Origin of the sequence: Nocardia abscessus (assembly GCF_015477775.1) — a bacterium.
In the GTDB taxonomy this organism is placed as follows: Bacteria; Actinomycetota; Actinomycetes; order Mycobacteriales; family Mycobacteriaceae; genus Nocardia; species Nocardia abscessus_A.
The window spans coordinates 1,152,303-1,178,479 of the sequence record NZ_JADLQO010000001.1 but is presented as its reverse complement, the minus strand read 5'-3'; the positions used below and the strand labels follow the sequence as shown (position 1 = coordinate 1,178,479).

The following is a 26,177-nucleotide window of genomic DNA, read 5'->3' as shown; positions in this document are numbered from 1 at the left end:
CTTGATTCGTGCCGATCACACATACGCTCGCGCGCCTGGCCGGCAGCTGCGTGCTGGCCTCCGTGCTCGTCGCCGGGTTGTTGTTCCCGCTCGCCGGCGGCTTCGGGTTCGTCTCCAACCGCGCCGCCGACGCCGTCGACAACGTCTCCGCGGAGCTGGTCGAGGGAACGGTGCCCGCGGTCTCGACCATGGTCGACGCGGCGGGCAATCCGATCGCCTGGCTGTACGAGCAGCGCCGATTCGAGGTCCCCAGCGACCGGATCTCCAACGACATGAAACTGGCGATCGTGTCCATCGAGGACCGCCGCTTCGCCGAGCACGAGGGCGTCGACTGGCAGGGCACGCTGCGCGCATTCCTCACCAACACCACCAGCGGCGAGGTGCAGCAGGGCGCGTCGACGCTGGATCAGCAGTACGTGAAGAATTTCCAGCTGCTGGTGGTCGCCAAGACCGACGCCGAACGCCGCGCCGCCATCGAGACCACCCCCGCCCGCAAGATCCGCGAGATCCGGATGGCGCTCACCCTGGACCGTGAGCTGACCAAGGACGAGATCCTCACCAGGTATCTCAACCTCGTCCCGTTCGGAAACTCCTCCTACGGCATCCAGGACGCAGCGAAGACCTACTTCGGCGTCGACGCGGCCGAGCTGAACGTGTCGCAGGCCGCGATGCTGGCGGGCATGGTGCAGAGCTCGTCCAAGCTGAACCCCTACACCAACCCGGACGGCGTGCTGGCCCGGCGCAACACGGTGCTGGACACCATGATCCAGAACATCCCCAGCCGCGCCGAGGAGTTTCGCGAGGCCAAGACCAAGCCGCTGGGCGTGCTGCCGGAGCCCAAGGGCCTGCCGCGCGGTTGCATCGCGGCCAACGACCGCGGCTTCTTCTGCGACTACGCGCTGCAGTACCTGGCCAACGCGGGCATCAGCCGCGAACAGATCGAGAAGGGCGGCTACCTGATCAGGACCACCCTCGATCCGGCCGTGCAGGACTCGGTGAAGCGGGCGGTGACCGACGCGGCCAACCCGAACCTGGACAACATCGCGGAAGTCATGTCCGTGGTCGCGCCGGGGCAGGATTCGCATCCGGTACTCGCGATGGCCAGCAGTCGCACCTACGGCCTCAACCGGGACGCGAGCGAGACGGTGCAGCCGCAGCCGTACTCGATGGTCGGTGACGGCGCGGGCTCGATCTTCAAGGTCTTCACGACCGCCGCGGCCATGGAGAAGGGGCTGGGCATCGACGCCCAGCTGGAAGTGCCCGGCCGGTTCGAGGCAAGGGGCATGGGTAACGGTGGTGCGCGCGGATGCCCGCCCGCCACCTACTGCGTCGAGAACGCGGGCCGGTACAAGTCGCCCATGTCGGTGACCGAGGCGCTGGCCACGTCGCCGAACACCGCGTTCGTCAAGCTGATCCAGGCCGTCGGGGTCACCCCGACCGTCGACATGGCGGTCCGGCTCGGCATGCGCTCGTTCACCGAAGCGGGCACCTCGGGCCACGGCAACCAGAGCCTGGCCGACATGATCAAGGACCAGAACCTCGGCTCGTTCACCCTCGGCCCCGTCGCGATCAACCCGCTGGAGCTGTCCAACGTCGCCGCGACGCTGGGTTCGGGCGGCCGGTGGTGCCCGCCGAACCCGATCAAGGAGGTCATCGACCGCCAGGGCAAGCAGGTACCGCTGACCCAGCAGGCCTGCGAGCAGGTCGTCGAACCCGGCCTGGCGAACACCCTCGCCAACGCGATGAGCAAGGACGACACCGCGGGCACGGCGGCGGCCGCGGCCCAGTCGGTGGGCTGGAACCTCCCGATGGCGGGCAAGACCGGTACCACCGAGAGCCACCGCTCCTCGGCCTTCCTCGGGTTCACCAATTCGCTCGCCTCCGCGGTCTACGTCTACGGCGACAGCCCCACTCCCGGGGAGATCTGCTCGTTCCCGCTGCGCAACTGCGGCGACGGCAACCTGTTCGGCGGTAACGAACCGGCGCGCACCTGGTTCAACGCGATCAAACCGGTGATACCGCTGTTTCCGCCGCCCGCGCTGCCGCCGCTGGACGACAAGTACGTGCGCGGCGCGAACAACGCCCAGGTACCCGACGTCGTCGGCCTGACCCAGGGTGAGGCGACCGCCAAGCTGGTGGCGGCGGGCTTCCAGGTGTCGCCGGTGACGGGGGCGGGCGATCGGCCCAAGGGCACCGTGATGGGCACCGCGCCGAACGGCTCGGCGATCCCCGGTTCGGTGGTCACGCTCTACATCAGCGACGGCACCGTCCGAGCCGCGCCGCCGCCGGGGCCGCCCCCACCGGCGCCGGGCATTCCGGGGCTGCCGCTACCGCCGCGGCTGCCACCGATCCCGATTCCGATCCCGATCCCGCGCTGAGCAGCAGAAAGGGGCCGCGAACCACACGGTTCGCGGCCCCTTTCGCGGCGCTGCCCTACAGCCGCGCCTTCACCGCGGCCGATATGCGCGAGCCGTCGGCCTTGCCCGCGGCGAGCCCGGTGGCGATCTTCATGACCTGGCCCATCTGGCGCATACCGGGACGCTCCCCGATCTCCTCGGCGACCTGCGCGATGGCGGTGTCGGCGAGATCGGCGACCTCTGCTTCGGTCAGCTGGGACGGCAGATACTCGTCGATGATGCGCGCCTCGGCGTGCTCGTTCGCCGCCAGTTCGCCGCGCCCGGCCTGCGTGTACACCTCGGCGGATTCGTTGCGCTTCTTCGACTCCTTCTGCAGAACGGAGACGACCTCGGCGTCGGTGAGCTCACGGGCCTGCGAACCGGCGACCTCGGCGTTCTGGATCGCCGACAGCAGCATCCGCAACGTGGAAAGGCGCAGCGTGTCCTTGGCTTTCATCGCGGCGGTCAGGTCCGCCCGCAGCTGCGATTTGAGTTCCGACATGCCGATCACGGTAGCCGCTGCGGCGCGGCGGTCCCACTACATTTGCCGCGTCGCCCGTTTTCCCGCCCGATAAAGGGGCGCTTGTGCGGAAACACACTCGGCGCTCTCGAGCGAGGTCACCTATGCTGGGCAAATGCCCGTGATCTCGACCTCTGCTGTACGCACGACCGCGCTGGGAGCCGCTGGGGCCGCGGTGGCCGGAATCGGCTACGCCTCGCTGGTCGAACGCAACGCCTTCGTTCTGCGGGAGGCGACCATGCCTGTGCTGGCGCCGGGGTCGTCGTCGCTGCGGGTGCTGCACCTGAGTGACCTGCACATGATGCCCGGCCAGAAGCTCAAACAGCAGTGGCTACGGGAGCTGGACCGGCTGGAGCCGGACTTGGTGATCAACACCGGCGACAACCTCTCGCATCAGAAGTCGGTGCCCGCGGTGGTCCAGGCCCTCGGCGGATTGCTCTCCCGCCCGGGCCTTTTCGTTTTCGGCAGCAACGACTACTTCGCGCCGGTGGCGAAGAACCCGCTGAACTACTTCAAGAAGGACCATCGCCGCACGTACGGCGCGCCGCTGCCGTGGAAGGACCTGCGCGCGGCCTTCAACGAGCGCGGCTGGCTCGACCTGACGCACGTGCGCCGCGACCTCGAGGTGGCCGGTATCCGCATCGCCACCGCGGGCGTCGACGATCCGCACCTGCAGCGCGACCGCTACGACACCGTCGCAGGCGCCCCGAACCCGCTGGCGGACCTGCGGATCGGCCTCACCCACTCGCCCGAGCCCCGGGTACTGGACCGCTTCGCCGAGGACGGCTACGACCTGGTGCTGGCCGGGCACACCCATGGCGGCCAGCTCTGCCTGCCCGGCTACGGCGCCCTGGTCACCAACTGCGGGATCGACCGGTCCCGGGTGAAGGGTGCGTCGAAGTGGGGTGAGCACACCCAGCTGCATGTTTCCGCCGGCATCGGCACCTCCCCCTGGGCGCCGTACCGATTCTGCTGCCGCCCGGAGGCGACCTTGTTGACCCTGGTCGCCGCGACGCCGAAGCGGCCGGGAGCCGACACGGGCCACGGTGTGTCGGCATCGGAGGCCGTCGCCCGCTAATGTCCCCTGCCGAGACATGTGTCAGGTAGGGGACAACTGTGAGTGGATTCGACGACCGGCGCGACGACCCGACGACTCCGGGGCGGTCCGCCGGGCCGCCGACTCCTCGGCAACAGCATTCCGGTCCACCGCGTTTCGCCTCCGCCCCATCCGGTGACGACCCTCGCCAGCCGAACGCCGGGGCACAGCCGGGAACTCCGCGGCAGTCGTCACCGTGGCAGCCGTCCGGGGCCGACGAAGCCGGACGTCCCCCGGTCACCCCTTGGCAGCGCGGCGCGGAAGATCAGTCCTCCGGCCACGCTTCGGGATGGCGGCCGCTGAACTCGAGCGGGCCCGCGCCGACGTCGCAGTTGCCGGGCGCCGGTGACGGGGGCGCATCGCCCTATCCGTGGCAGCCCGACCCCGCCACGCAATGGCCGCCGAACGAAGAGCCCGCGCCGACGCTCCAATGGCAACCGGGCGGGCAGAGTGATCCCGCCACATCCTGGATGGCGGACAGCGGTTCGTCGGCGAACACGCCCGCACTGGCCGATCCGACCTTGCTCGGCCCGTCGCTGGGCGGCCGACAGCCGGATACCGCGCCACCCGACCAGGGCGGCCGCAACGATCCGACGATGCTGGCCCGATCCCTCGGGCAGCCACCGTCGGGGCAGTGGCCGCCGCAGGCGGAGCCGGTTCCCAGCGCCCACGGGCGCAACGACCCGACCATGCTCGGGCAACCGCTCGGCGCACTCGACCAGCACGGTCCCTTCGGCGGCCCGGGGCCGGGTCCCGCACCGAGTGACTCAGCGCCCACCCTGCTCGGCTATCTGCACGCCGATAGGCTCGGCCCACCGGCGCAGCAGTGGCAACCGGTCGGCGGACCTGGGCATTACGGCACCGCGCCCGACGGGCGGTATCAGTCCGCTCCGCAGGGCGGATTCGCGACACTGCCACCGCAGCAGAACAGTCCGAAAGGAAAGCTGATCCTGTCGGCCGGACTGGTGGCATTGCTGGTGGCCGCTCTTGTCGCCGGAGCAGTCGCCTTGACGACGATGAAGTCGGAGGATTCGGCGCAGGACAGCCCGCCGTCGATGGTGAGCGCCCTCACGACCACCGCCGCCGCCGCCGCGAACTCGACCGTCCCCGCGACGACCAAGCCCGCGCCGACCACGACCGCGCGCGGGTCAGCCGACAAGACTCCGCTCATTCCCGGCTACCAGGTCGTCAAAGCGCCCGACAGCGGCGCTGCCTACGACGTGCCCGCCGACTGGACCATCGCCCCGCAAGGCACCATCGGCGGCTTCGGCGAACCGCCGAACGCCGTCGCGGGCAAAGGCTTGGCCAGCGAGGGCAAGGGCTACTGCCCCGGCTCCACCCGAACCGTCGCTTTCCTCACCGGCTCCAAGACCTCGGACCCGGGCAAGGCGGCAACCGAACTCGGCACGAAGACCGCCACGCTCGCCTACAAGGCGACCTCCGGCGGCACACCCGGCCTGCCCATGCCGCTGGCCTCGCTGGACGGCTCCCAGCACGGGATGTTCGTGGAGACCAAGGGCACCGTCGCCGACGCCAAGCCCGGCTGCGCGAAGGCGTACTCCGTCTACACCGCCGCGTTCCCCAACGACACCGGGAACTTCGTCATGGTGATCGCCGCCGACACCGGCGTCCCGCACGCACTCGACGCCGAGACCGCCAAGCGCATCTTCACCAGCATCCGCCCCACCGAAGGCTGACTGACCTGCCGGTTTAACGTCTCGCGCCACCCTGTTGTAAGCTACTCCAGGTTCGCTTCACGGGGTGTGGCGCAGCTTGGTAGCGCGCTTCGTTCGGGACGAAGAGGTCGCAGGTTCAAATCCTGTCACCCCGACTCGTGGTTGAGACGACAAGGTAAGGCCCCTGACCGGTATCCGGTCGGGGGCCTTCTTTGTGGGCCAGGGCAGCGAATTCGTGGCACTCGGCGGGGGCGGCCGAACCGCTGCCGCTTCCCGCGAACGCCGGTTAGCCTCGGAGCACGATCGACCCGAATCCGAAGGGCAGCAGCAGCTATGCACGGATCTACTTCCCACGCGGCAGTCGAGGGCTTGCTCGCCGGCAAGACCGCGGTGATCACCGGAGCCAGCCGGGGCATCGGCCTGGCGATCGCGATCAGGTTCGCGGCGGAGGGGGCGAACGTCGCGATGATCGCCCGTACTCAGGAACCGCATCCCAAGTTGCCGGGCACCATTCACACCGCTGCCGCTCGAGCCGAGGCCGCAGGCGGCGCGGTATTGCCGCTGGTGGCGGATGTCCGGGACGACAAGGCGATGGCCGGGGCGGTCGAGCAGATCGTGCGGCGGTTCGGCGGCATCGATATCTTGGTCAACAACGCCGGATCGGTCGATCTGACCGGTGCCGAGCAGATCGGTATGCAGCGCTACGACCACATGCAAGCCGTGAACCTGCGCGCCCCGTTCCTGCTGTCGAAGCTGACGCTCCCGCATCTGCGCGTCTCGGCCCGAGCCGGACGGAATCCGCACATCGTCACGCTGTCCCCACCGCTCAACATGAATCCAGAGTGGGTGGGCAACGGTGTCGCCTACACCGTCTCCAAATACGGCATCAGTATCGCCACCATCGGTTTGGCGCACGAGTTCCGGCCCTACGGGATCGCCGTGAACTCGCTGTGGCCGCGCACCAAGATCGATACCGCGGCGGTGCGCAACCTGCTCGGCGGCGCGGAAGCTGTCGCGGCGTCCCGCACCGCGCATATCTGCGCCGACGCCGCCCTGCTCATGGTGACCAGCCCCGCCGCGACCTACACCGGCCAGCTGCTGCTCGACGAGGACGTGCTGAGTGCCAACGGCGTGACGGATCTGGACCGATACCGCGTGGTCCCGGGGGACGGCGCGCTGGCCAACGACCTGTTCGTCGACGCGTAGGACGGGCTTCTGCGCGAGGTGACGATCGCGCGCCGGATCGCCACCGCCCGGTTTCGAAGCGAAGGACGCGCCGACAGATTCGATCGATCAACTCCGTACGGCCCGATACCAGTTCGTGACGGCCGTGCGCAAAGAGTCGGGCTTGCGCCAGATGCCCGCACTCGCCGCACGCGAGCAATCCTCCGACACGTAAGTCACTTGCCCCTTCGAACGGGTAATCGGACCGAATCCGGGAATATCATCGCTGAAGCTCCACACCCGCAATCGACGAAAGGTCGGCAGATGAGCAAGCCCGTCGATGGCGTGCGCGCAGACGAACCGCTGTCCGGCAAGACCGCGCTGGTGACGGCGGCCTACACCGGGATCGGCAGGTCGATCGCGAAAACGCTTGCCGCGCAAGGTGCCCAGGTCGTGATCCAGCATCCGCACTTCCCGGAGCCCGCCGCGGAGGTGGTCAAGGAGATCACCGAGGCAGGCGGCAAGGCGCTGGCGCTCGCGGCGGACATCGCCGATCGCACCGAGTACGAGGAACTGGTGCACGCGCTGCTGGAAGACTGCGGCGGATGGCACCTGCTGGTCAACACCGCGGCGGTGCCGGAGTCCGAGCCGTTCCCCAAGCTCAGCTCGGAGGCGTTCGACAGCGGTTTCGCGGCGACGGTGAAGGGCGTGTTCCACGGCCTCCAGCTGGCCCTCGCGCACCTGGCCGACGAAGGCCGGGTCATCAACGTCTGCGATCCCGCGGATCCTGGCAGCGCGGTGCACGACGCGACGCGCGGTGCGGTCGAGCAGCTCGGCCAAGCCGTGGCGCCGGACTTCGTGCCGCGCCGGATCACCGTCAACACGGTCAGTTACGGCGCGGGCACCACCGACAACGCGGAACTCGAGGTGGCCCTCGCCGCGATCAGTCCGACAGAGCCCGCGGCGGTGGTCGCCTATCTGGCGAGCGACGCGGCGAGCACGGTGAACGCGCAGGTCGTCAGGATCGACGGCACGGGCACGCCGGCGCGATAGACCCGGTAGCGGCGCGCTCGCCGACGACAGCGGGCGCGCCGCCGGACGATCACGCGACGACAGTGCCGCCGTAGGTGGTGAAACCTTGGCCCAACGCCTGGCAGCCGAAGCTGCCGTGGAAGCCGACCTGGCACGTCGCCCCCGCGTGCGCGATGATCGGACCCCACTGCCCCGAGCCGGTCTTCACGTCGTAGATGCTGGGGTTGCCGCCCGGCAGCGTGTAGGGCGTGGCCGGGTCGAAGGTGGGATGCGCGGGCAGCCAAGGCTGGTCGATCACGATTTCGCTGACCGTCACCGGCACCGGCACGTAGGCGCCGCCGACGTAGTAGCTCAGGTGCAGGGGAGAGCCGAAATCACACCCGACGGAGCCGTCGCCGAAGATCGCGCAGTTCGTGCCGCCCACCGAGAAGTAGACCGTGCCCGGGTCGGCCTGTGCGTTCCCGGCCGCGATGATCGGCGCCACCGCCGCGGCGGCGAGTGCTCCGGCGAACTTCGTGCTGCGCTTCATACCGTCTCCTTGGTGATTCGCTGAGGGACAACCGACTCGACAACTCTGTCGAGCCCGCGCCGGATTCCGTTTCGCCCCGCGGTATCCGCCCACGTCGGGGCACATCGTCGCACCCGGCGCGGTGAGCAGACGCTAACGCGGCGATAACTTACGGACACGCCACCGAAATGCGAGGTCAATAGCGTATACAGCCATGTCGACACGGATAGCCACCTTGGCGGACGCGGCGGGCAAACCGCTGCGCGACGTGGTGTACGCGGCCCTGCGCAGCGAGCTCATGAACGGGGACATCAAGTTCGGCGAACGCCTGACCGAGCCGAAACTGTCGGCGCGATTCGGTATCTCGCGCACACCGATTCGCGAAGCTCTGACCGTCCTGTGCTCGGACGGACTGCTGCAACGCGAAGAATACGGCTTCAGTCCGGTGCGCCCGAGCATTCCCCTGATCCGTGACCTGTACGAACTGCGAATCACTTTGGAATTGGGCGGCCTCCAGCGCGCCATGACCAACCCGGCCGTCACGCACGATCGGGAACTGCTGGAAGCCGAGCGCGCCGCCTGGCTGGAATTGCGCGCCGATCCGCCCGAACAGGAACCCGGTTTCGTGGTGCGCGACGAGGAATTCCACGTCACGCTGCTCACCTCGGCGGGCAACACCGAGATGGTGCGCGCGCTCAAAGCGGTGAACTCCCGCATCCGCCACGTGCGCATGTACGACTTCATGGTCAACAACCGGATCGAGACAACCATCGCCGAGCATCTCGGCATCCTGGACGCCGTGCTGGCCGACGATCTCCCGCTGGCCTACCGGCTGCTGCACACGCACATCGGTGAATCGCTGGACGTGGTGCTCGAACGGGTCACCCGCGCGATCACGGCGATGTCGCTGGCCACGGATTAGCAGGGAGCGGTTGTGGGGCTGGAATTCGATACGGTGCTCGTCGCCAACCGCGGCGAGATCGCCTGCCGCGTCATGCGTAGCGCACGGACGCTCGGGTTGAAGACGGTCGCGGTGTACTCCGACGCCGACGTGGGCGCCGCCCATGTCGAAATGGCCGATGTGGCGGTGCGTCTGGGTCCGGGACCGGCGGCGGAGTCCTATCTGCGCGCCGACCTGGTGGTCGAGGCGGCGCTGGAGACCGGAGCCGGGGCGATCCATCCCGGCTACGGATTCCTCTCGGAGAACGCGGATTTCGCCGCCGCGGTGTCGGACGCGGGAATCGCGTTCGTCGGACCGACTCCCGAACAGCTGCGCGTCTTCGGTGACAAACACACCGCCCGCACGGCGGCACGCGCGGTCGGCGTGCCGCTCATTCCGGGCAGCGATCTACTCGAATCGGCCGATCACGCGGTCGCCGAGGCGGAGCGGATCGGCTTTCCCGTGATGCTGAAGGCGGTCGGCGGCGGTGGCGGCATCGGCATGCAGGCTTGCTTCGGCCCGGACAAGGTGCGCGCGGCCTACGAGCGCGTGCAGCGCATCGCGGCGTCGAACTTCGGTTCGACGGGCGTGTTCCTGGAACGCTTCGTCGCACGCGCCAGGCACATCGAGGTGCAGCTGTTCGGCGACGGCCACGGTCGCGTCGTCAGCCTCGGCACCAGGGACTGCTCGCTGCAACGCCGGAACCAGAAGGTGATCGAGGAGGCACCCGCGCCGGGACTCACCGCGGCGATGTCGGAGCGCCTGCTGGCCGCGTCCCGCGAACTCGCCCGCTCGGTCGGGTACCGCTCGGCCGGGACGGTGGAGTTCGTGTACGACGCCGACGACGGCACCGCGTCGTTCCTGGAGATGAACACCCGCCTTCAGGTCGAACATCCGGTCACCGAAGCGGTGACCGGCGTCGACCTGGTGGAATGGATGTTGCGCCTGGCCGGCGGCGACACCTCGATGGTGGACGAACTGCCCGAGAGCGGACCGGTGATCACCGGCCACGCGGTGGAGGCGCGCGTCTACGCGGAGGATCCCGGCCACGATTACCGCCCGAGCGCGGGGCTGGTCACGGCCGCGCACTTCCCGGCCGAGGTCCGGGTCGACACCTGGGTAGCCACCGGCTCGGAGGTCAGTCCGTATTACGACCCGCTGCTGGCCAAGGTGATCAGTTCGGGCGAGAACCGGACGGACGCGTTCGCCGCACTGCGCACCGCGCTCGTCGCGACGCGGATCTACGGCGTGCAAACGAATCTGCCCCAACTGCGCCAAGCCACAGGCGACGCCCGGGTACTGGCCACCGAGCACACCACCACGACGCTGGCCGAGATTCGCCCGGTCGGGCGGCGCATCGATGTGCTGCGCGGCGGGACCATGACCACGGTGCAGGACTATCCCGGCCGAATCGGCCTGTGGGAGGTCGGCATTCCGCCGTCCGGTCCGATGGACGACCTTTCCTTCACCCTGGCCAACACGGCGGTCGGCAATCCGGTCGGCGTCCCCGCGCTCGAATGCACCTTGCAGGGCCCGCAATTGCGTTTCTCCGACACCACCGTCGTGTGCGTGACCGGCGCACCGACACCCGTGCTGGTGGACGGCCACCCGGTGGCCATGTGGGAGCCGATCACGGTGGCCGCGGGCGCGGTGCTGGATATCGGCGCACCCAACGACACCGGACTGCGCACCTATCTGGCGGTGCGCGGTGGCATCGACGCTCCGCTGTATCACGGCAGCGCGGCCACCTTCACCCTCGGCGGATTCGGCGGGGTGACCGGAAAAGCGGTCGCCACAGGTGACGTGCTCGGCATCGCCCCGACCGCCGCCGACGCCCTCGGCACGCCCGCCGCGGTGCCGCCGGGTGACCGGCCGGAATTCACCCACGACTGGCAGCTCGCGGTCGGGGTCGGTCCGCAGACCTCGCCCGCGTACTTCACCGACGCCGACATGACCCAGTTCTGCACGCACCCGTGGCGGGTCGCCAGCCACGCCAACCGCACCGGCATCCGCCTGGAGGGGCCGAAACCGGCCTGGTCGCGGACCGACGGCGGCGACGCCGGGCTGCACCCGTCCAACCTGCACGACAACCCCTACAGCGTGGGCGCGTTGAACGTCTCCGGTGACACGCCCATCCTGCTCGGGCCGGACGGCCCCAGCCTCGGCGGCTTCGCCTGCCCGCTCACCGTGGTGTCCGCGCATCGCTGGCGGATGGGGCAGCTGCGTCCCGGCGACTCGGTGCGCTTCGTGCCGGTCGATGACGAGAAGGCGGCCGCGTTGCGCGCGTCCGACAGCAGCCGCGTGCCGGGCCTGGTCCCCGATTCTTCCGCGGCCCTGCGTGATCGCGGGATTCTCGGCGGCGTCGAGGCGGCGCAGGACCGGCCGGGTGTGCGGTACCTGCGCGGCGGGGACGACAACGTCCTGGTCGAATACGGCGAGATGGTGCTCGATCTCGGACTGCGCATGCGGGTGCACGCACTGGCCGAGGCGCTCGCGGGCGCCCGGCTGCCCGGCATTCTCGACGTGACCCCCGGCGTCCGATCCCTGCACATCCACTTCGATCCCGAGGTGCTGCCGCAGTATCGATTGCTCGGCACGTTGGCCGAACTCGAACTCGACCTACCCGCCACGACCGACCTGGTGGTGCCCAGCCGCACCATCCGGCTGCCGCTGTCGTTCGACGACCCGTCCATCGCCGAGGCGATCGACCGCTATCGCAGCGGCGTGCGCGACACCGCGCCCTGGCTGCCGTCGAACATCGAGTTCATCCGCCGCATCAACGGGCTCGACAGCGTCGAGGACGTGCGCACCACCGTGTTCGACGCCGAATACCTGGTCCTCGGCCTGGGCGACGTGTATCTTGGTGCGCCGCTGGCGGTTCCGCTCGATCCGCGACACCGCCTGGTCACCACCAAGTACAACCCGGCGCGCACCTGGACCCCGTCCGACGCCGTCGGCATCGGCGGCAAGTATCTGTGCGTCTACGGAATGGCCTCCCCCGGCGGCTACCAGTTGATCGGCCGCACCGTGCCGATCTGGTCCAGCTATCGGCAGTCCGCGCCGTTCGAAGTGGGCACGCCCTGGCTGTTCCGGTTCTTCGATCGCATCGTCTGGGAGCCGGTCGACGCCGGGCAGTTGCTCGAATACCGTGCGGCGGCCGAGGCGGGCAGGTTCGACGCGGAGGTGAGCGAGGGCAGTTTCGCCCTCGCGGACCATGTGCGGCTGCTGCGCACCGAGGCCGACTCCATCGCCGAGTTCGAGACCAGGCAGGCCGCCGCGTTCGAGGCGGAGAAGCGAGCGTGGCGTGCGGCCGGCGAATTCGAACGCACCACCGTCGCGCCGGTCGCCGCACCGGTCGAGGACCCGCTGGCCGGACTACCCGCCGACGCGGGCGTGGTGACCGCGCCGATGGTCGGCAACGTCTGGCGGGTGGAGGTCGAAACGGGACAACGCGTCACGGCCGGTGCGCCGGTCGCTGTCCTGGAGGCGATGAAACTCGAACTACCTGTGCACAGCCCAGCCGACGGCACCGTGCTGAAGGTCCTGACCACCCCCGGCGCCAAGGTGGAGCCGGGTACTCCCCTAGTAGTGATCGGAGTCGACTGAATGCCCTCAGGCGTCCTAGGCAACACGGCCGGCCCCGTCGAACGCGTCGCAGCCGCTTATCGGCGGATCGCCGAGGTCGATCGGCCGGAGGTGTGGATCACGCTGCGACCGGAACCCGAGGTCGCCGCCGAAGCGGCCGCGCTCGCGCGGCGGCTCGCCGCCGGGGAGACCTTGCCGCTGGCCGGAATGTTGGTGGCGGTCAAGGACAACATCGATGTGGCCGGCCTGCCGACCACCGCGGCCTGCCCCGAGTTCGCCTACCTGCCGGAGGTGACCGCGGCGGCGATCGAGCGATTGACCGCGGCGGGCGCGCTGGTGCTGGGCAAGACGAACCTGGACCAGTTCGCCACGGGCCTGGTCGGGACGCGCAGCCCGTACGGCGCGGTGCGCAACGCCCTGGACCCGGAGCTGGTGTCGGGCGGTTCGAGTTCCGGTTCCGCGGCGGCGATCGCGCTCGGCGTCGCCGACATCGGCGTCGGCACCGACACCGCCGGGTCCGGTCGCGTGCCCGCGGCGCTGCACGGGATCATCGGCATCAAGGCGACGCTGGGTGTGATCCCGGCGCACGGAACCGTGCCCGCCTGCGCCGATTACGACGCCGTGACGGTCTTCGCCGCCGACCTCGACCTGGCGGTGACCGCGGCCGCGGTGATGGCGGGCCCGGAGCCGCGCGACCCGCGCAGCCGGAGCTGGCCCGCCGACGTCCGGCTGGCCGCACCGCTCGCGCCGCGCGTCGCCGTGCCGCGCGCGGAAGATCTGGCCGCGCTCAGCGAGCCGTATCGGGAAGCGTTCGCCCGCACCGTCGCCGGGGTCGCCGACACAGGCGCGAAGACCGAGGAGATCGACATCTCCGCCCTGCTCGACGCCGCGCTGCTGCTCTACGACGGCGCACTCGTCGCCGAACGCTATGCCGCGGTCGGCGCGTTCCTGGACACCGCCCCCGCGAGCGGCGATCCCACGGTCGCCGCGATCATCGGCGCCGCGCGAGCGAAGACCGCCCCGGCGTTCGCCGCCGATCTCGACACGCTCGCCCGGGCGAAAGCGGCGGCGGCCGAACTGCTGCACGGCTTCGACGCACTGCTGTTGCCGACAACCACCGAGCACCCGAGTATCGCCGCGGTGCAAGCCGATCCGATCGAGATCAACCGGCGGATGGGCACGTACACCAATTTCTGCAATCTGCTGGACATGGCCGCGGTCGCCATCCCTGGCGCATCGACCGCCGACGGCGCGCCGTTCGGAGTCATGCTGGTCACCCCGGCATTCGCCGATCAGGTGGCGATCGACCTCGCCGCCCGCCTGCTCGGACTCGACAGCGCGCCACTACTTGTCGACCGTGGCGTCGACTTGGCCGTCTTCGGGGCGCACCTGCGTGGACAACCGCTGCACTGGCAGCTCGAACAGCTCGGCGCCCGCTTTCTCGGCGGCATCCGCACCACCGACGCCTACCGCCTCACCGCACTGGACACCACGCCGCCCAAGCCGGGACTGGTGCGTCACGGGCCGGGTCGCGGCGCTGCGATCGAGGGCGAACTCTTTCGCGTCTCCACCGCCGGACTGGGCGGCTTCCTCGCCGAACTGCCCCCTCCCATGGCCCTGACCAGCATCGAACTCGACGACGGCCGCGACGTGGTCGGCTTCAGCTGCACCCACGAAGCCGCGAGCACCGCTACCGACATCACCCACCACGCGAGCTGGCGCACGTACCTGCAACATCGCTCCTAGCTGCGGTACCCCACCGAGGGCCGTGGTGGCGAGAACTCCTCGCCGCCACGGCCCTTCTTCGGCCCACTGGATTAGACATTTGTGCTAGACACTTGTGCCAGCCTGTGTTAGACATATGTCTGAGACGTACGATCAACCAATGGGATTCGAGGAAATCATGAGCGCCAAGTCCGTCAGCAGTCAGCTCCGCGTGCTCGTCGCAGGCGGCGGTATCGGGGGCAACGCCGTTGCGCTGCAACTGCTCCGGTCCGGTATCCGGGCCACCGTGGTGGAGCGCGCCGCGGCGCCGCGGCCGGGCGGGCAGGCCGTCGACCTGCGCGGACCGAGCCGGGAAGTGGCCGAGCGCATGGGCATGATGCCCGGCATCCGCGAATACCAGCTCGACGAGCGCGGCATGAAGTACGTCGACGACGCGGGCCGGGAGATCCTCCGCATGTCCGCCGAGCTCTTCGACGGCAAGGGCGCGGTCGCCGAAATCGAGATCACCCGTGGCGATCTCAACCAGGTGCTGCTCGACCTGCTCGCCGCGGAAGGCGGGGTCGATTACCGGTACGGGGAGTGGATCACCGAGATCCGGCAGGACGACGCGGGCGTCGACGTCACGTTCGCCTCCGGCGTCGCCGAGCGATTCGACATCGTGATCGGCGCGGACGGCCTGCACTCCGCCACGCGCCGGATGGTGTTCGGCCCCGAGGAGGAGTTCGCGACGTACCTGGGCGGATACATGTCGTTCTTCACACTGCCGCGGCCGCGAGACCTGGAGCCGCACTGGTTCACCATGCATTCGCTGGTCGGCGCAACGGGATTGGGCATGCGGCCCGACGCCGACCCCAGCACCTGCAAGGCGCTCGTCGTGATCCGCACCGCGGCGGATCCCGCGCTGCGCCGGGACGTCGCGGCACAGCAGCAGTTCATCCGCGAGCGCCTGGCCGGCGGCGGCTGGGAGTCGGCCCGCATCGCGGCGGCCGCGTCGGAGGCGCCGGACTTCTACTTCGACGAGCTGGCCAGGATCGATATGCCGAGCTGGGTGCAGGGCCGGGTGGTCCTGCTCGGTGACGCGGGATACTGCGGCTCACCGCTCACGGGGCAGGGCACCGCCATGGCGCTGGTCGGCGCGTACGTCCTCGCCGGTGAGCTCGCCGCGCACGCCGACAACCCCGCAGCGGGGCTGGCCCGCTACGAAGAGGTGCTGCGCCCCTTCGTGAAGAAGGCCCAGCAGTTGCAGCCGGGCGGCCTGAGCGCCATGACGCCCAAGTCACGCTTCGGCATTCGCGCGGGGCACGCAGTCAGCAGGCTGATGATGTCGAAGGCGATGCGTCCGGTCCTGATGCGGATGCTCAGCAAGACCGAGACCTACGATCTGCCCGACTACGCGACGGTGACCGTGGGCAACTGAACCCGTGAACCGTTGGCGCACGCTTCGACCGGAGTTCGTCGCGTCTGGCGTCGATGACGTACCGGGATCAGTCGACCACGGTGCGCTCGTCGAGCAGGAACGGCAGCACGAAATTCCGCAGCATCGCCCGCTCCTCGTCTTCGCCCGCGCCGGGCAGGGTCAGCAGCGACACCATCGCCCGCACCACCCACCGACCGACGCGCTCGGCCGCGAGCGCGGACAGCCCGGGGCGGAATCCGGCGACGAAGTCCGTGGCGAGCGCGTCGACAACGCCCGGCGAATTCGCCAGCTGGGCGACGATCCCCGCGTTGGACGGTTCGAACCAGACCGCCAGATGCGGCGTTTTGCGCACCTCGGCGAGCAACGCGGTCAACGTGCCGAGCAACTGCTCCCCCGGCTCCGCGCTCGCAGGCACCGCCCGGTCGCGCCAGACCCGCTCGACCAGCTGACGCGCCTCCCGGCCCGCGAAGCCCACGTAGAGCGCCTGGCGATTCTCGAAGTAGCGATACAGCGTCGCCCTGGAACAACCTGCGGCGTCGGCGACTTCGGCCATGCCGACTCCGCTGACGCCCTTGTCGATGAACAGCGCGCGCACCGCGTCCAGGATGCGCTCACCGGCCAGTTCGGCACGGCCGTCGGCGAGCCAATCGCCACTCATGCGGTGTCCTTTCCGGCAGGATCGAGGCACTGCGCGGTCACGCCGTGCACCGGAACGGCACAGTAGTCGGCCTGCGGACGTACGGACCGTTCGCATACTCGACCGCGTCGATGTCGACCACGTACTCGGGGAACCGATCGAGCAACTCCTCGAGCGCGACCCGGGCCTGCATCCGCGCGGCGGCCGCGCCGAGGCAGTGGTGCGGACCGTGCCCGAAGGTGAGGATGCGCTGCGGATTCCGGTCTATGTCGAGGTCGGCGGCATCCGCGCCGAACGCCTGCTCGTCCCGGTTGGCGGACCCGAACACCAGCAGCACCTTGCGCCCCGCGGGCACCGTCTTCCCGGCCAGTTCGACATCGCGCGTCGTCGTGCGGGCCAGCCCCTGCACCGGCGAGGTGAGCCGGGCGAACTCCTCCACGGCGACGCGAATCCGGTCCGGTTCCGCCGCGAGCGCGGCGCGCTGGTCCGGATGCCGTTGCAGCAGTTGAACAGCGCCGCCCAGCAGGCCCGTGGTGGTGTCGTTGCCGCCCGCCACCATGGTCCAGGTGTAGGCGAGGATCTGGACCAGGCCGCGCACGTCCGTGTCATCGGCGGCCATCCCGGCCTGGACGAGCAGTGACACGGTGTCGTCGCCGGGATCGGTGCGCCGGCGTTTGATCAGCTCCGCGAAGTACCCCATCATCTCCGCCGACGCCGCCTGCGCTTCGGTGTTCGTCCGATCGATGCTGCCCGCGACGACGGCGTCGGTCCACCCGTCGAACCTCGCCCGATCCTCCTCGGGCACCCCGAGGTAGTACGCGACCACCATGCTCGGCAGCGGCTTGAACAGCTCTTTGGCTATGTCGCCGCCGCCGTGGGCCGCGATGTCGTCCAGCCGGTCGCGCACGAACCGGCGAACCACCGGCTCGACCTCCGCCACCTGGCGCGGCGTGAACCCGCGCGCGACGAGTTTGCGAAAGTCGGTGTGCTGCGGCGGGTCCTGCATCACCAGCGGCGGGTTGTCGGTCAGGTTGAGTTCGTCGAGTTCGCCGTACTCCACCGTCAGCCCGTCGCGCGAGGAGTACGTGTCGCTGTCGCGCGCCGCCGCGTAGACGTGCTCGTGCCGAGTGAGCACCCAATAGTCGTTTTCCGGGCGCGCGGGCGGTACGACGTGCTGCACGGGGTCGTGCTCGCGCAGCGCCGCGTACATCTCCCACGGCGAGGCCCACGTGGGCCCGGAGCGAAGTTCGAAAACCGGAGCCGTCTGATACGCAGCGTTCGCCATGTATCGACCGTAAGACAAAATAGATCAAGCGTCTAGAACGAGTTTCAGTTCGGTGGGCCGGTCACCATCACCACCGGCCCAACCGCCCTCACTGCTTCGGACACGGCGCCGCACACTCGTCGGTTACCTTCGGCAGCGGCAACGACCGTCTCGTTGCCGGTCAGCTCCGGGAAGAGCCTGCGCGAGCGATCGCTGCGCGTCCCCCGCCCACCGGGCCGGCCACCCCTCGTAGACCGGCCCGGTGGACTGCACCCCCGAGAGCCGACCTGTCACCCCTCGAGACAGGTCGTTCCCCGGTTCGCACCTCCGGCGGAGGCTTGCCCTCCCTGCGCTACAAACAATGCACGCGCGGGCTTGGCGCGCACTTAAGAACACCTTGCAAGATCAAAACCGCAGGTGAACCGGCTTTACCAAGTGGTGACCCGGCAATCGCCTACCGCCCGGCCCCGGATAGCGGGATGATGGTGACAAGTGCGCCAAGGAGATTGGGAGCGACGATGGAAACCGTGGTGGTCTGGATTCTGGCCAGCCTGCTCTACTGGTGGGGCCTGCTGTAGGTGTCCGAACCTGGCCGCCCACCCGGCCAGGTCTACTACGGCACGTCACAGAGCCCTTCGTTGCGAGGCTTCTCCGATCGGGGCCTCGCCACACCTCCGTCGAAGCGACGAGACGCCCCTGTTCGTAGCGCACCGGCAACCGCTATCAAATGCGCGGCACGGTCAGCAGCCGATGCGACTGCCCGCCGTGACGGAATCCGTCTTTCGGACCGCGTTGCGTGTCGGATCCCGGCGTATGGCCCGGTAGAAGGGGCCTCGGCGCGCGGCGTCACTCCATACTCGGACCAGACGTTCGGAGAAGGAGTGAAGATGCTTACTGTCCTGCCCATCAGGTACGTCGCGGACGTGGACGCGTGCCGAAAGTTCTACGCCGGTCTCGGACTCGCGCTCGACCCGGATGCGAGTCTCGAGGTCTGGGCGCAACTCTCGGGCGACGCAGGCGCGGTCGGGGTGCACGACTTCCGGGTGTCGAAAGGGCGCCCGGCCGGATCGGTCGAACTCGGTTTCGCGACCGACGAGAAGTTGGAAGTGGTCGCGGACCGGCTGCGGGCTCGCGGCTACGACTACGAGATCCACGACGAGGACTTCGGTCGCAGCCTGCGGGTCGTCGATCCGGACGGCGTGACGCTCCAGATCCAGGAGATCGATATGGAGGTCGCGAGGACCTCCGAGTCCGCCTTGCCGGGGCACACGCGCACCGAATGACACCCGGGTTGTCAGCGCAGACTGTTTACGACTGCCTTCGTAACTTCCGCCAGCAGGGCGTTGTTCACCTCGGCGTCCACGTCAGCCTTGCGGCTCTGGATCGCGATCACGATCGGCGCCCGGCCGCCCTCCGGCCAGACGACCGCGACGTCGTTGGCGCAACCGTAAGAGCCGGTGCCCGTCTTGTCGCCGGTGACCCATCCCGCGGGCAGCCCGGCGCGGATGCGCTCGGCGCCGGTGGTGTTCGCCTTCAGCCAGGTGATCAGCTGAGCCCGTTCCCGTGCACCGAGCGCGTCGCCCAGCACCACGGCGCGGTAGTCCGCGGCCAGTGCGGCCGGAGTGGTGGTGTCCCGCTCGTCACCGGGGATCGCGGTGTTGAGTTCCGTTTCCCAGCGGTCGAGCCTGCTCGTCGGATCGCCGAGCGTGCGCAGGAACGCCGTGAGCGCCTCCGGGCCGCCGAGCTCGCGCAACAGCAGGTTGCCCGCGGTGTTGTCACTCTGGGTGATCGCGGCCTCCGCCACTTGTGACAGGGTCATCCCGGCGGCCACCGCGGCGCTGGTCACCGGCGAGTGCTCGACGAGATCCGCCTCGTGGAATCGGATCACCCGGTCGAAGTATCCCGTGTCGAGCGGATGCGCGTGCAGCAGTGCGGCGGCCGCGAGCGTCTTGAAGGTGGACAGGAACGGGAAACGCTCGTCGGCGCGATGGGTCACCGCCTCGCCGGTACCGGTGTCCACGGCGAACAGCCCGACCTGCGCGCCGTAGCGCGCCTCCACCTCGTCCAGGCTCGCGTTCGCGGCGGGACCCGCCTGGACGCTCGAGGTGACCGAACCGTGCTGCGCCGCATCGGTTTCCGCACCGCAACCGGCCAGTAGCGCCAATGCGGCGGCCAGCGCCACCCGATAGTCGCGTGTCAGCCGAGACATGCCATCACTCTGACATCCCGGCACTCACCGGGCAAACAGGATCGGCCGGACACGCCGAAGGCAGGCGCACGCCGTCGCGCGCACCTGCCTTCGATCCGAAATCAGCGGGCGAGCCCGGCGCGCACGCCCTCCTCGACCCGCTTGCCGAGGTCGGCGTCCACGTTCTTCCAGTACTCGAAGACCCGGCTGAGCACCGGCTCCCGCACACCACCGAGCACGTGGCCGACGATGTTGTCCACCAGCCGCGCGCGCTGCGCGTCGTCTAGCACCTCGCGCACGAGGGTGCCCGCCTGGGTGAAGTCACCGTCCTGCGCGTGCTGGATGTAGCCCGCCCGGACGATGGTCGGGTCGAAGTCCCAGATGCCGCCGTCGGGCGCCCGCTCCGGGTCGGCGTGCGGGCCGCCGAACGAATTCGGCGCGTAGACCGGGACATTCGGATCGTTGAAGTGGTAGCGCATGGCGCCCTCCTTGGAATAGGAGTTCACCTCCGCCGCCCTGGCCTGGTTCGGCGGCAGCTGCGCGTAGTTCGTTCCGATGCGGTAGCGGTGCGCGTCCGCGTAGGCGAAGACGCGGCCGAGCAGCATCTTGTCCGGCGAGAAGCCGATGCCGGGAACGACATTCGACGGCTCGAACGCGGCCTGCTCGATATCGACGAAGTAGTTGCGCGGGTTGCGGTTGAGCGTCCACTTGCCGACCTCGATCAGCGGGTAGTCCCGATGCGACCACACCTTGGTCAGATCGAACGGGTTGAACCGGTAGCCCTCGGCCTCCGCGACCGGCATGACCTGCACATACACCGTCCAGCTCGGGAACTCGCCGCGCTCGATCGCCTCCCACAGATCCTTGCGGTGGTAATCGGCGTCCTCGCCCGCGATCCGGTCGGCATCGGCCTGGATCAGGAACTCGATGCCCTGGTCGGTCTTGAAGTGGTACTTGACCCAGAAGCGCTCGCCTGCGGCATTGATCCACTGGTAGGTGTGCGAACCGTAGCCGTTCATGTGCCGGTAGGTCTTCGGGATGCCGCGGTCACCCATCAGCCAGGTCACCTGATGGGCGGTCTCCGGGCGCAGGGTCCAGAAATCCCACTGCATGTTGTGGTCGCGAAGACCGTTGCCGGGCAGGCGCTTCTGCGACCGGATGAAGTCGGGGAACTTGATCGGGTCCTTGATGAAGAAGATCGGCGTGTTGTTGCCGACGAGGTCGTAGTTGCCGTCCTCGGTGTAGAACTTCACCGCGAAACCGCGCGGGTCCCGCCACGTGTCCGGACTGCCCTGCTCACCGGCCACGGTGGAGAACCGCGCCAGCGACTCCGTGCGCGCACCCGGCTGGAACAGCTTCGCCTTGGTGTACTTGCTGACATCGTTGGTCACGACCAGCTCACCGTAGGCACCGGCACCCTTGGCGTGCACGATGCGTTCGGGCACCCGTTCGCGGTTGAACTGGGCCAGCTTCTCGATGAGGTAGTGGTCGTGCAGCAGGATCGGGCCTTGCGCGCCCGCGGTGAGCGATTCGTCGTCGCTCTCCACCGGGATTCCGGTGTTCGTTGTCGTCGGTTGGGTCATGGAGTCTCCTCGGCTGGTGAACATCGTCCCGGGAGGGCTGCCCGGGTGTGCGGGGTGGACCGCTACTCGGAACGGCACGTCGGGCACAGTCCCCAGAAAACGACCTCGGCTTCATCGATCACGAATCCGTGAGCGTCCGAGGGGTCCAGACAGGGGGCCGCGCCCACAGCGCAGTCGACGTCGGCGACCGCACCGCAGCTTCGGCACACCAGATGGTGGTGGTTGTCACCGATCCGGGTCTCGTACAACGCGGAGGAGCCCGCGGGCTCGATCCGGCGCAGGATCCCGGCGCGCACGCAAGCGTGCAAGACGTCGTAGACCGCCTGCGTCGATACCGAACCCAGCGCTTCCCGGACGGTGGCGGCCACCGTGTCGGCGTCCGAATGCGGCCGGGCCACGACCGCGTTCAGCACCGCGAGTCGCGGGGCGGTGACCCGCAGACCCGCTGATCGCAACCACTCGCGTGGCGCGGCGCCGTTGGTGTGCATGCTTCGAGTCTGACTCTTTTCTGGAATAAGTCAAGAAAATAATCTGGAATCGTTCAAGAAAAAATTTGACGCCGAGAGCCGCGTCTACCGGCCACGATGCTCCGATCTCAGCTCCAGACCGGCCGGAAAGAGTGACGAGCGTCATGAAATTGCGGCGGAATACGTTGCGCGGGCCGGTCGTTGAACCCCCTGTCGGCGTCCGGACAGCCCCGGGCCGCACCCTTCGTCGCTACGAGCGACCACCCGCCGAGAGGCGCTTGTGGGACGTCGACACCCAACGTCGGCGTCCGGACAGCCCCGGGCCGCACCCTTCGTCGCTACGAGCGACCACCCGCCGAGAGGCGCTTGTGGGACGTCGACCACGGATGTGACACCGGCATGGTGTCCGAGTTCGCAGCGCCGCCGAGTTCCCCTCGAACCCGGCGGCGCTGTCGTTTCTTCCCCGTCCCGCGCGCTCTCCGCACAGCTGTGGCAGCTCTCCGCATGTGCCGCATCACGGCGGTGATTCCCCGATCAGGAACTAGTGCAGCGCAGCCATGTGCCACTGGACGTATCCGTCATCGGTTGGGGTAGATGACGTTGCGGTGGAGGTATCGGCAAGGGCACGCCGAGTCGTAATCGGAGCCGTTGAAGTGCTCTGTGAGGTGAACTATGGCGCGGGTGCCATCGGGTCGTGTGAGGGTCCACAACCAGGGCTGCGGCTCGTCGCCGAAGCCGCAGAGGATATCGGCGGCGGTGTGTGCTGCGAGCAGGCCCGCGAACTCTCGGCCGTCCATGGCATTCTGTTCCGGCAGCGGCAGATCCGCGCTGACCGAGAACGTCGCGGCGAAATCGCCGCCGACCTGACCGTGTGTGCAGAAGACCGCGAAGGGGCTGTCCCGCGGGTCTTCCCGGAGCGCCGCGTCGACAAGGTCATCGCTGCTGACGAAGATCTCCGACTCACGGACCCCGGAGCATTCCCGTAGGAGAACGCGCAGTGCAGTCGTGTCGAGCGGCCGAGTGCACAGCCCGTCGCACGCGATCATTCGCCGAGCGTACTCGGCCGAACATGCCCCCGTCGTTTCACCGAGCCCCGTGGTGCCCGCGCTGCGGCGGCGGGGATGGTGCGGAAGGATGCACCTCATGGCGTCGCAGGACGGGACCTTGCACCGGAGGCTCGGGCTCACCGATTCGGTGGTGATCGGGTTGGGGGCGATGGTGGGGGCGGGGATATTCGCGGCGCTGGCGCCGGCGGCGGCTTCGGCCGGGAGTTGGTTGCTGGTGGCGCTCGCGGTGGCGGCGCTGTTGGCGTACTGCAATGCGATGTCGTCGGCGCGGCTGGCAGCGCTGTATCCCGTGTCCGGTGGAACGTATGTGTACGGCAGGGAGCGGCTCGGACGGTTCTGGGGATACCTCGCGGGGTGGGGATTCGTCGCGGGGAAGACAGCCTCGTGTGCGGCGATGGCGCTGACAGTCGGTAGTTACGCCTGGCCCGAGCAGGCCCATGCGGTGGCGGTCGGGGCGGTGGTGGCGATCACCGCCGTCAACTACACCGGGGTGCAGAAGTCGGCGTTCGCGACCCGGGTGCTCGTCGCGGTGGTGCTCGCGGTGCTGGCCGTGGTGATCGTGATCGGGCTGGCCGGAACGCACTCGGCGGCAACGGTCCTGCCCGATCGGATCGGTCCGCGCGATGTGCTCACGGCGGCGGGACTGCTGTTCTTCGCGTTCGCGGGATACGCCCGCATCGCCACGCTCGGCGAAGAGGTGCGCGAACCGCGACGCACCATTCCCCGCGCCGTCATGATCGCACTCGGACTCGCCCTCGCGGTCTACGCGCTGGTGGCGGTCGCGGCGCTGAGTGTGCTCGGTTCGGGTGGACTGGCCCAGGCCGCCGACCCGCTGGCGCGCATGGTCACTGCGGCGGGGGTTCGCGCGGCCGCTCCGGTCGTGCGCATCGGCGCGGTGCTCGCGGCGGCCGGATCGCTGCTCGCGTTGATCCTCGGCGTATCGCGCACGGCGCTCGCCATGGCGCGGGACCGCTATCTGCCGGGAGCGCTCGCCGCCGTGCATCCGCGGTTCGGGGTGCCGCATCGCGCGGAACTGGTGGTCGGCGCGACCGTCGCCGTGGTCGCCGCGCTTTTCGATCTGCGCGCGGCCATTGGGTTTTCGTCGTTCACCGTGCTCTTCTACTACTTGATCGCCAATATCTGCGCCGCCACGTTGACCGCCGAGGAGAATCGTCCGCCCCGGTGGATACCCGTTGTCGGCGCGGTGGGCTGTGTCGTGGTGGGGTTCTCGCTGCCCCTCCACTCCGTGCTCGCCGGGCTCGGTGCACTCACGCTCGGCGGTGCGTTGTATGCATTGGGCAAGCGCTACCGCAGATAGCGGCCGGACCCGGGCGTGCACCGGATGACGCGATTCCTGCCGAACCCCATGCGGATCGAGCACCGTGCCCGGCTGCGCTGGTCCGACGTTCTCGCACCCACCGCCTGACCTCCTGGGTTCGCCCGGCAAGCGCCCGAGTCCGACCATCGGCCGGATGTGACTATCGAACGTCCAGCTACCCGCCACGCACCCCGCCTGTTGACCGCCTGAACAGGCCGACGAGCGCTAGCCTTTGCGTATGGGGCGTTTCGGTGGATTCCTGGCGGGAGTCGCGGCGGTCTCGCTGGTGGCGAGCAATCTCTTCGCCGGGAGTGCGGTCGCCGCGCCCGGTGATCAGGTGCGGTGCGCGGTCACCTCGGGACGTGATCTGGAGCGGGCGGCACCGGAACAGGTCGGGCTGGATTCCGCGAAGCTTCAGGACGCGATGACGTTCGCGGCCGGGCGAAACCGGTTCAACGTGCAGGTGTTCCGGCACAACTGCCTCATCGGCGAGGGGCTCACGAACGGCCAGACCGGCAATGTGGCATGGAACATCTGGAGTTCGACCAAGAGCGTCGTCTCCTTGCTCGCCGGAATTGCCTCAGACCAGGGAAAGCTCGATCTCGACGCACCGATCGACCGCTATCTGCCCGCAGGGCTCGGCGATGCGAAGCACCGGTCGATCACCGTCGAGAACCTGCTCACCGAGACCTCGGGCATGCGGGTCGGCGTGCTGACCGAGGGTGTCACCGGCGTGATCCCGATCGACCCGGACAGCCCGGTGCAGGCGCTCGGCGTGCCGCTGGACAATCCGCCGGGCACCGTCTTCACCTACAGCCAGCGCAATGTCGACCTGCTGGCCTACGTGCTGGAGCTGGCCGTCGGCGAACCCATGCAACAGTTCGCGCAGCGTGAGCTGTTCGATCCGCTCGGCATTCTCCGCAGCGACTACTACTGGGCTCGCGACCGCTCGGGGCACACCTACGGCTACGCGCACCTGATGATCCCGCCGAACGACTTCGCGAAGCTCGGGCTCCTGGTGAGCAACGACGGGCGCTGGGGCGAACAGCAGATCGTCTCCCTCGACTACCTGCGGAAGGCACGCACGCCGTCACCCACGAACGCGTGCTACGGATACTTGTTCTGGCTCGGGAGCGGTTGCGCCGAGATCGCGGACTACCTGCCCCGCGACGTGTACGCGATGGCGGGCCTGGGGCTGCAGAACGTCTTCGTCATCCCGAGCCTGGACCTCACAGTGGTGTGGACCGGCGTCTTCGGAAACGTCAGCAGCCAGGGCTTGTCCGGAGTCGTGCAGAACACGCAGGAATTGCCCTACGAATTCTTCCGCAAGGTGTTCGACGCGTTCTACGACCGGCCGGTGCCCGACCCGGGCCCGTACGTCGAGCCGCCGTTGCGGTTGGACGCCCGGCGCTTCGTCGACACGGACATCCTGATCGCGGTGTTCGGGATCGGGCCCGCCGCCTACCCGGGCTGCAATGTCTTCTCGTGCCTGAATCAGCCGCTCGCACCGCCGTTCGCGGACACCCCGCCGGGTTGCGCCATCCTCGCCTGCCTCGGCACCGATCCGCGTACCCCCGGCATCCGCTGAGCGGCT

20 protein-coding genes and 1 tRNA gene are annotated in these 26,177 nt (G+C 69.0%); 13 read left to right on the top strand and 8 right to left on the bottom strand.

Annotated features, from left to right (window positions below; translation table 11 throughout):
• The first annotated feature begins 8 nt into the window (after positions 1-8).
• The gene (locus IU450_RS05425) at positions 9-2,378 is read left to right on the top strand and encodes a penicillin-binding protein (protein ID WP_195148580.1); all 2,370 of its coding nucleotides are present in this window, start codon (positions 9-11) and stop codon (positions 2,376-2,378) included.
• Positions 2,379-2,433: 55 nt separating this feature from the next.
• Here IU450_RS05425 and IU450_RS05420 read toward each other — a convergent pair whose 3' ends face one another.
• On the bottom strand, positions 2,434-2,898 hold the full coding sequence (locus IU450_RS05420) for a GatB/YqeY domain-containing protein (RefSeq protein WP_195148579.1): 465 nt from the start codon (positions 2,896-2,898) through the stop codon (positions 2,434-2,436).
• 133 nt (positions 2,899-3,031) lie between these two features.
• Here IU450_RS05420 and IU450_RS05415 point away from each other — a divergent pair, with 133 nt between their 5' ends.
• From IU450_RS05415 to IU450_RS05395, 5 genes are all read left to right on the top strand, one after another.
• Positions 3,032-3,994, top strand: a complete 963-nt coding sequence (locus IU450_RS05415) for a metallophosphoesterase (RefSeq protein ID WP_195148578.1) — start codon at positions 3,032-3,034, stop codon at positions 3,992-3,994.
• A 38-nt stretch (positions 3,995-4,032) separates the two neighbouring features.
• Positions 4,033-5,709 (top strand): hypothetical protein, encoded by a 1,677-nt coding sequence (locus tag IU450_RS05410; protein WP_195148577.1) that lies wholly within the window; start codon positions 4,033-4,035, stop codon positions 5,707-5,709.
• A 60-nt stretch (positions 5,710-5,769) separates the two neighbouring features.
• Positions 5,770-5,843, top strand: a tRNA-Pro gene (locus IU450_RS05405).
• Between the two features lie 178 nt (positions 5,844-6,021).
• Complete coding sequence (locus IU450_RS05400) at positions 6,022-6,894, top strand: SDR family oxidoreductase (protein ID WP_195148576.1); 873 nt, start codon at positions 6,022-6,024, stop codon at positions 6,892-6,894.
• Between the two features lie 282 nt (positions 6,895-7,176).
• Entirely contained in the window at positions 7,177-7,905 is a 729-nt protein-coding gene (locus IU450_RS05395; protein WP_195148575.1) for an SDR family NAD(P)-dependent oxidoreductase, read from the top strand.
• A 49-nt stretch (positions 7,906-7,954) separates the two neighbouring features.
• Here the strand turns inward: IU450_RS05395 and IU450_RS05390 are convergent, their stop codons facing one another.
• A complete protein-coding gene (locus IU450_RS05390; RefSeq protein WP_195148574.1) occupies positions 7,955-8,413 on the bottom strand; it encodes a hypothetical protein in 459 nt (152 codons plus the stop codon).
• 193 nt (positions 8,414-8,606) lie between these two features.
• Between IU450_RS05390 and IU450_RS05385 the strand changes: the two genes are divergently transcribed.
• From IU450_RS05385 to IU450_RS05370, 4 genes are all read left to right on the top strand, one after another.
• The gene (locus tag IU450_RS05385; protein ID WP_195148573.1) at positions 8,607-9,314 is read left to right on the top strand and encodes a GntR family transcriptional regulator; all 708 of its coding nucleotides are present in this window, start codon (positions 8,607-8,609) and stop codon (positions 9,312-9,314) included.
• A gap of 72 nt (positions 9,315-9,386) precedes the next feature.
• Positions 9,387-12,938, top strand: coding sequence for an urea carboxylase (gene uca, locus IU450_RS05380; RefSeq protein WP_228834146.1), 3,552 nt, complete (start codon positions 9,387-9,389; stop codon positions 12,936-12,938).
• Positions 12,939-14,663 carry an allophanate hydrolase gene (gene atzF / locus IU450_RS05375; protein WP_195148571.1) on the top strand — a complete coding sequence of 575 codons (1,725 nt, stop codon included), beginning with the start codon at positions 12,939-12,941 and terminating at the stop codon, positions 14,661-14,663.
• Positions 14,664-14,802: 139 nt separating this feature from the next.
• On the top strand, positions 14,803-16,059 hold the full coding sequence (locus IU450_RS05370) for an FAD-dependent monooxygenase (protein ID WP_228833951.1): 1,257 nt from the start codon (positions 14,803-14,805) through the stop codon (positions 16,057-16,059).
• Positions 16,060-16,126: 67 nt separating this feature from the next.
• Here the strand turns inward: IU450_RS05370 and IU450_RS05365 are convergent, their stop codons facing one another.
• The gene (locus tag IU450_RS05365; RefSeq protein ID WP_195148570.1) at positions 16,127-16,717 is read right to left on the bottom strand and encodes a TetR/AcrR family transcriptional regulator; all 591 of its coding nucleotides are present in this window, start codon (positions 16,715-16,717) and stop codon (positions 16,127-16,129) included.
• A 37-nt stretch (positions 16,718-16,754) separates the two neighbouring features.
• On the bottom strand, positions 16,755-17,981 hold the full coding sequence (locus IU450_RS05360; RefSeq protein WP_195148569.1) for a cytochrome P450: 1,227 nt from the start codon (positions 17,979-17,981) through the stop codon (positions 16,755-16,757).
• Between the two features lie 866 nt (positions 17,982-18,847).
• Between IU450_RS05360 and IU450_RS05355 the strand changes: the two genes are divergently transcribed.
• On the top strand, positions 18,848-19,243 hold the full coding sequence (locus IU450_RS05355; protein WP_195148568.1) for a VOC family protein: 396 nt from the start codon (positions 18,848-18,850) through the stop codon (positions 19,241-19,243).
• A gap of 11 nt (positions 19,244-19,254) precedes the next feature.
• Here the strand turns inward: IU450_RS05355 and bla are convergent, their stop codons facing one another.
• The 4 genes from bla to IU450_RS05335 all read right to left on the bottom strand — a co-directional run bounded on the left by bla (position 19,255) and on the right by IU450_RS05335 (position 23,244).
• Complete coding sequence (gene bla, locus IU450_RS05350; protein ID WP_195148567.1) at positions 19,255-20,169, bottom strand: class A beta-lactamase; 915 nt, start codon at positions 20,167-20,169, stop codon at positions 19,255-19,257.
• 101 nt (positions 20,170-20,270) lie between these two features.
• A complete protein-coding gene (locus tag IU450_RS05345; RefSeq protein WP_195148566.1) occupies positions 20,271-21,731 on the bottom strand; it encodes a catalase in 1,461 nt (486 codons plus the stop codon).
• 62 nt (positions 21,732-21,793) lie between these two features.
• Positions 21,794-22,219 (bottom strand): Fur family transcriptional regulator, encoded by a 426-nt coding sequence (locus IU450_RS05340; RefSeq protein WP_195148565.1) that lies wholly within the window; start codon positions 22,217-22,219, stop codon positions 21,794-21,796.
• Between the two features lie 557 nt (positions 22,220-22,776).
• The gene (locus IU450_RS05335) at positions 22,777-23,244 is read right to left on the bottom strand and encodes a hypothetical protein (RefSeq protein ID WP_195148564.1); all 468 of its coding nucleotides are present in this window, start codon (positions 23,242-23,244) and stop codon (positions 22,777-22,779) included.
• Between the two features lie 97 nt (positions 23,245-23,341).
• Here IU450_RS05335 and IU450_RS05330 point away from each other — a divergent pair, with 97 nt between their 5' ends.
• Complete coding sequence (locus IU450_RS05330; protein WP_195148563.1) at positions 23,342-24,583, top strand: APC family permease; 1,242 nt, start codon at positions 23,342-23,344, stop codon at positions 24,581-24,583.
• A gap of 238 nt (positions 24,584-24,821) precedes the next feature.
• Complete coding sequence (locus IU450_RS05325) at positions 24,822-26,171, top strand: serine hydrolase domain-containing protein (protein WP_195148562.1); 1,350 nt, start codon at positions 24,822-24,824, stop codon at positions 26,169-26,171.
• Positions 26,172-26,177 lie beyond the last annotated feature (6 nt).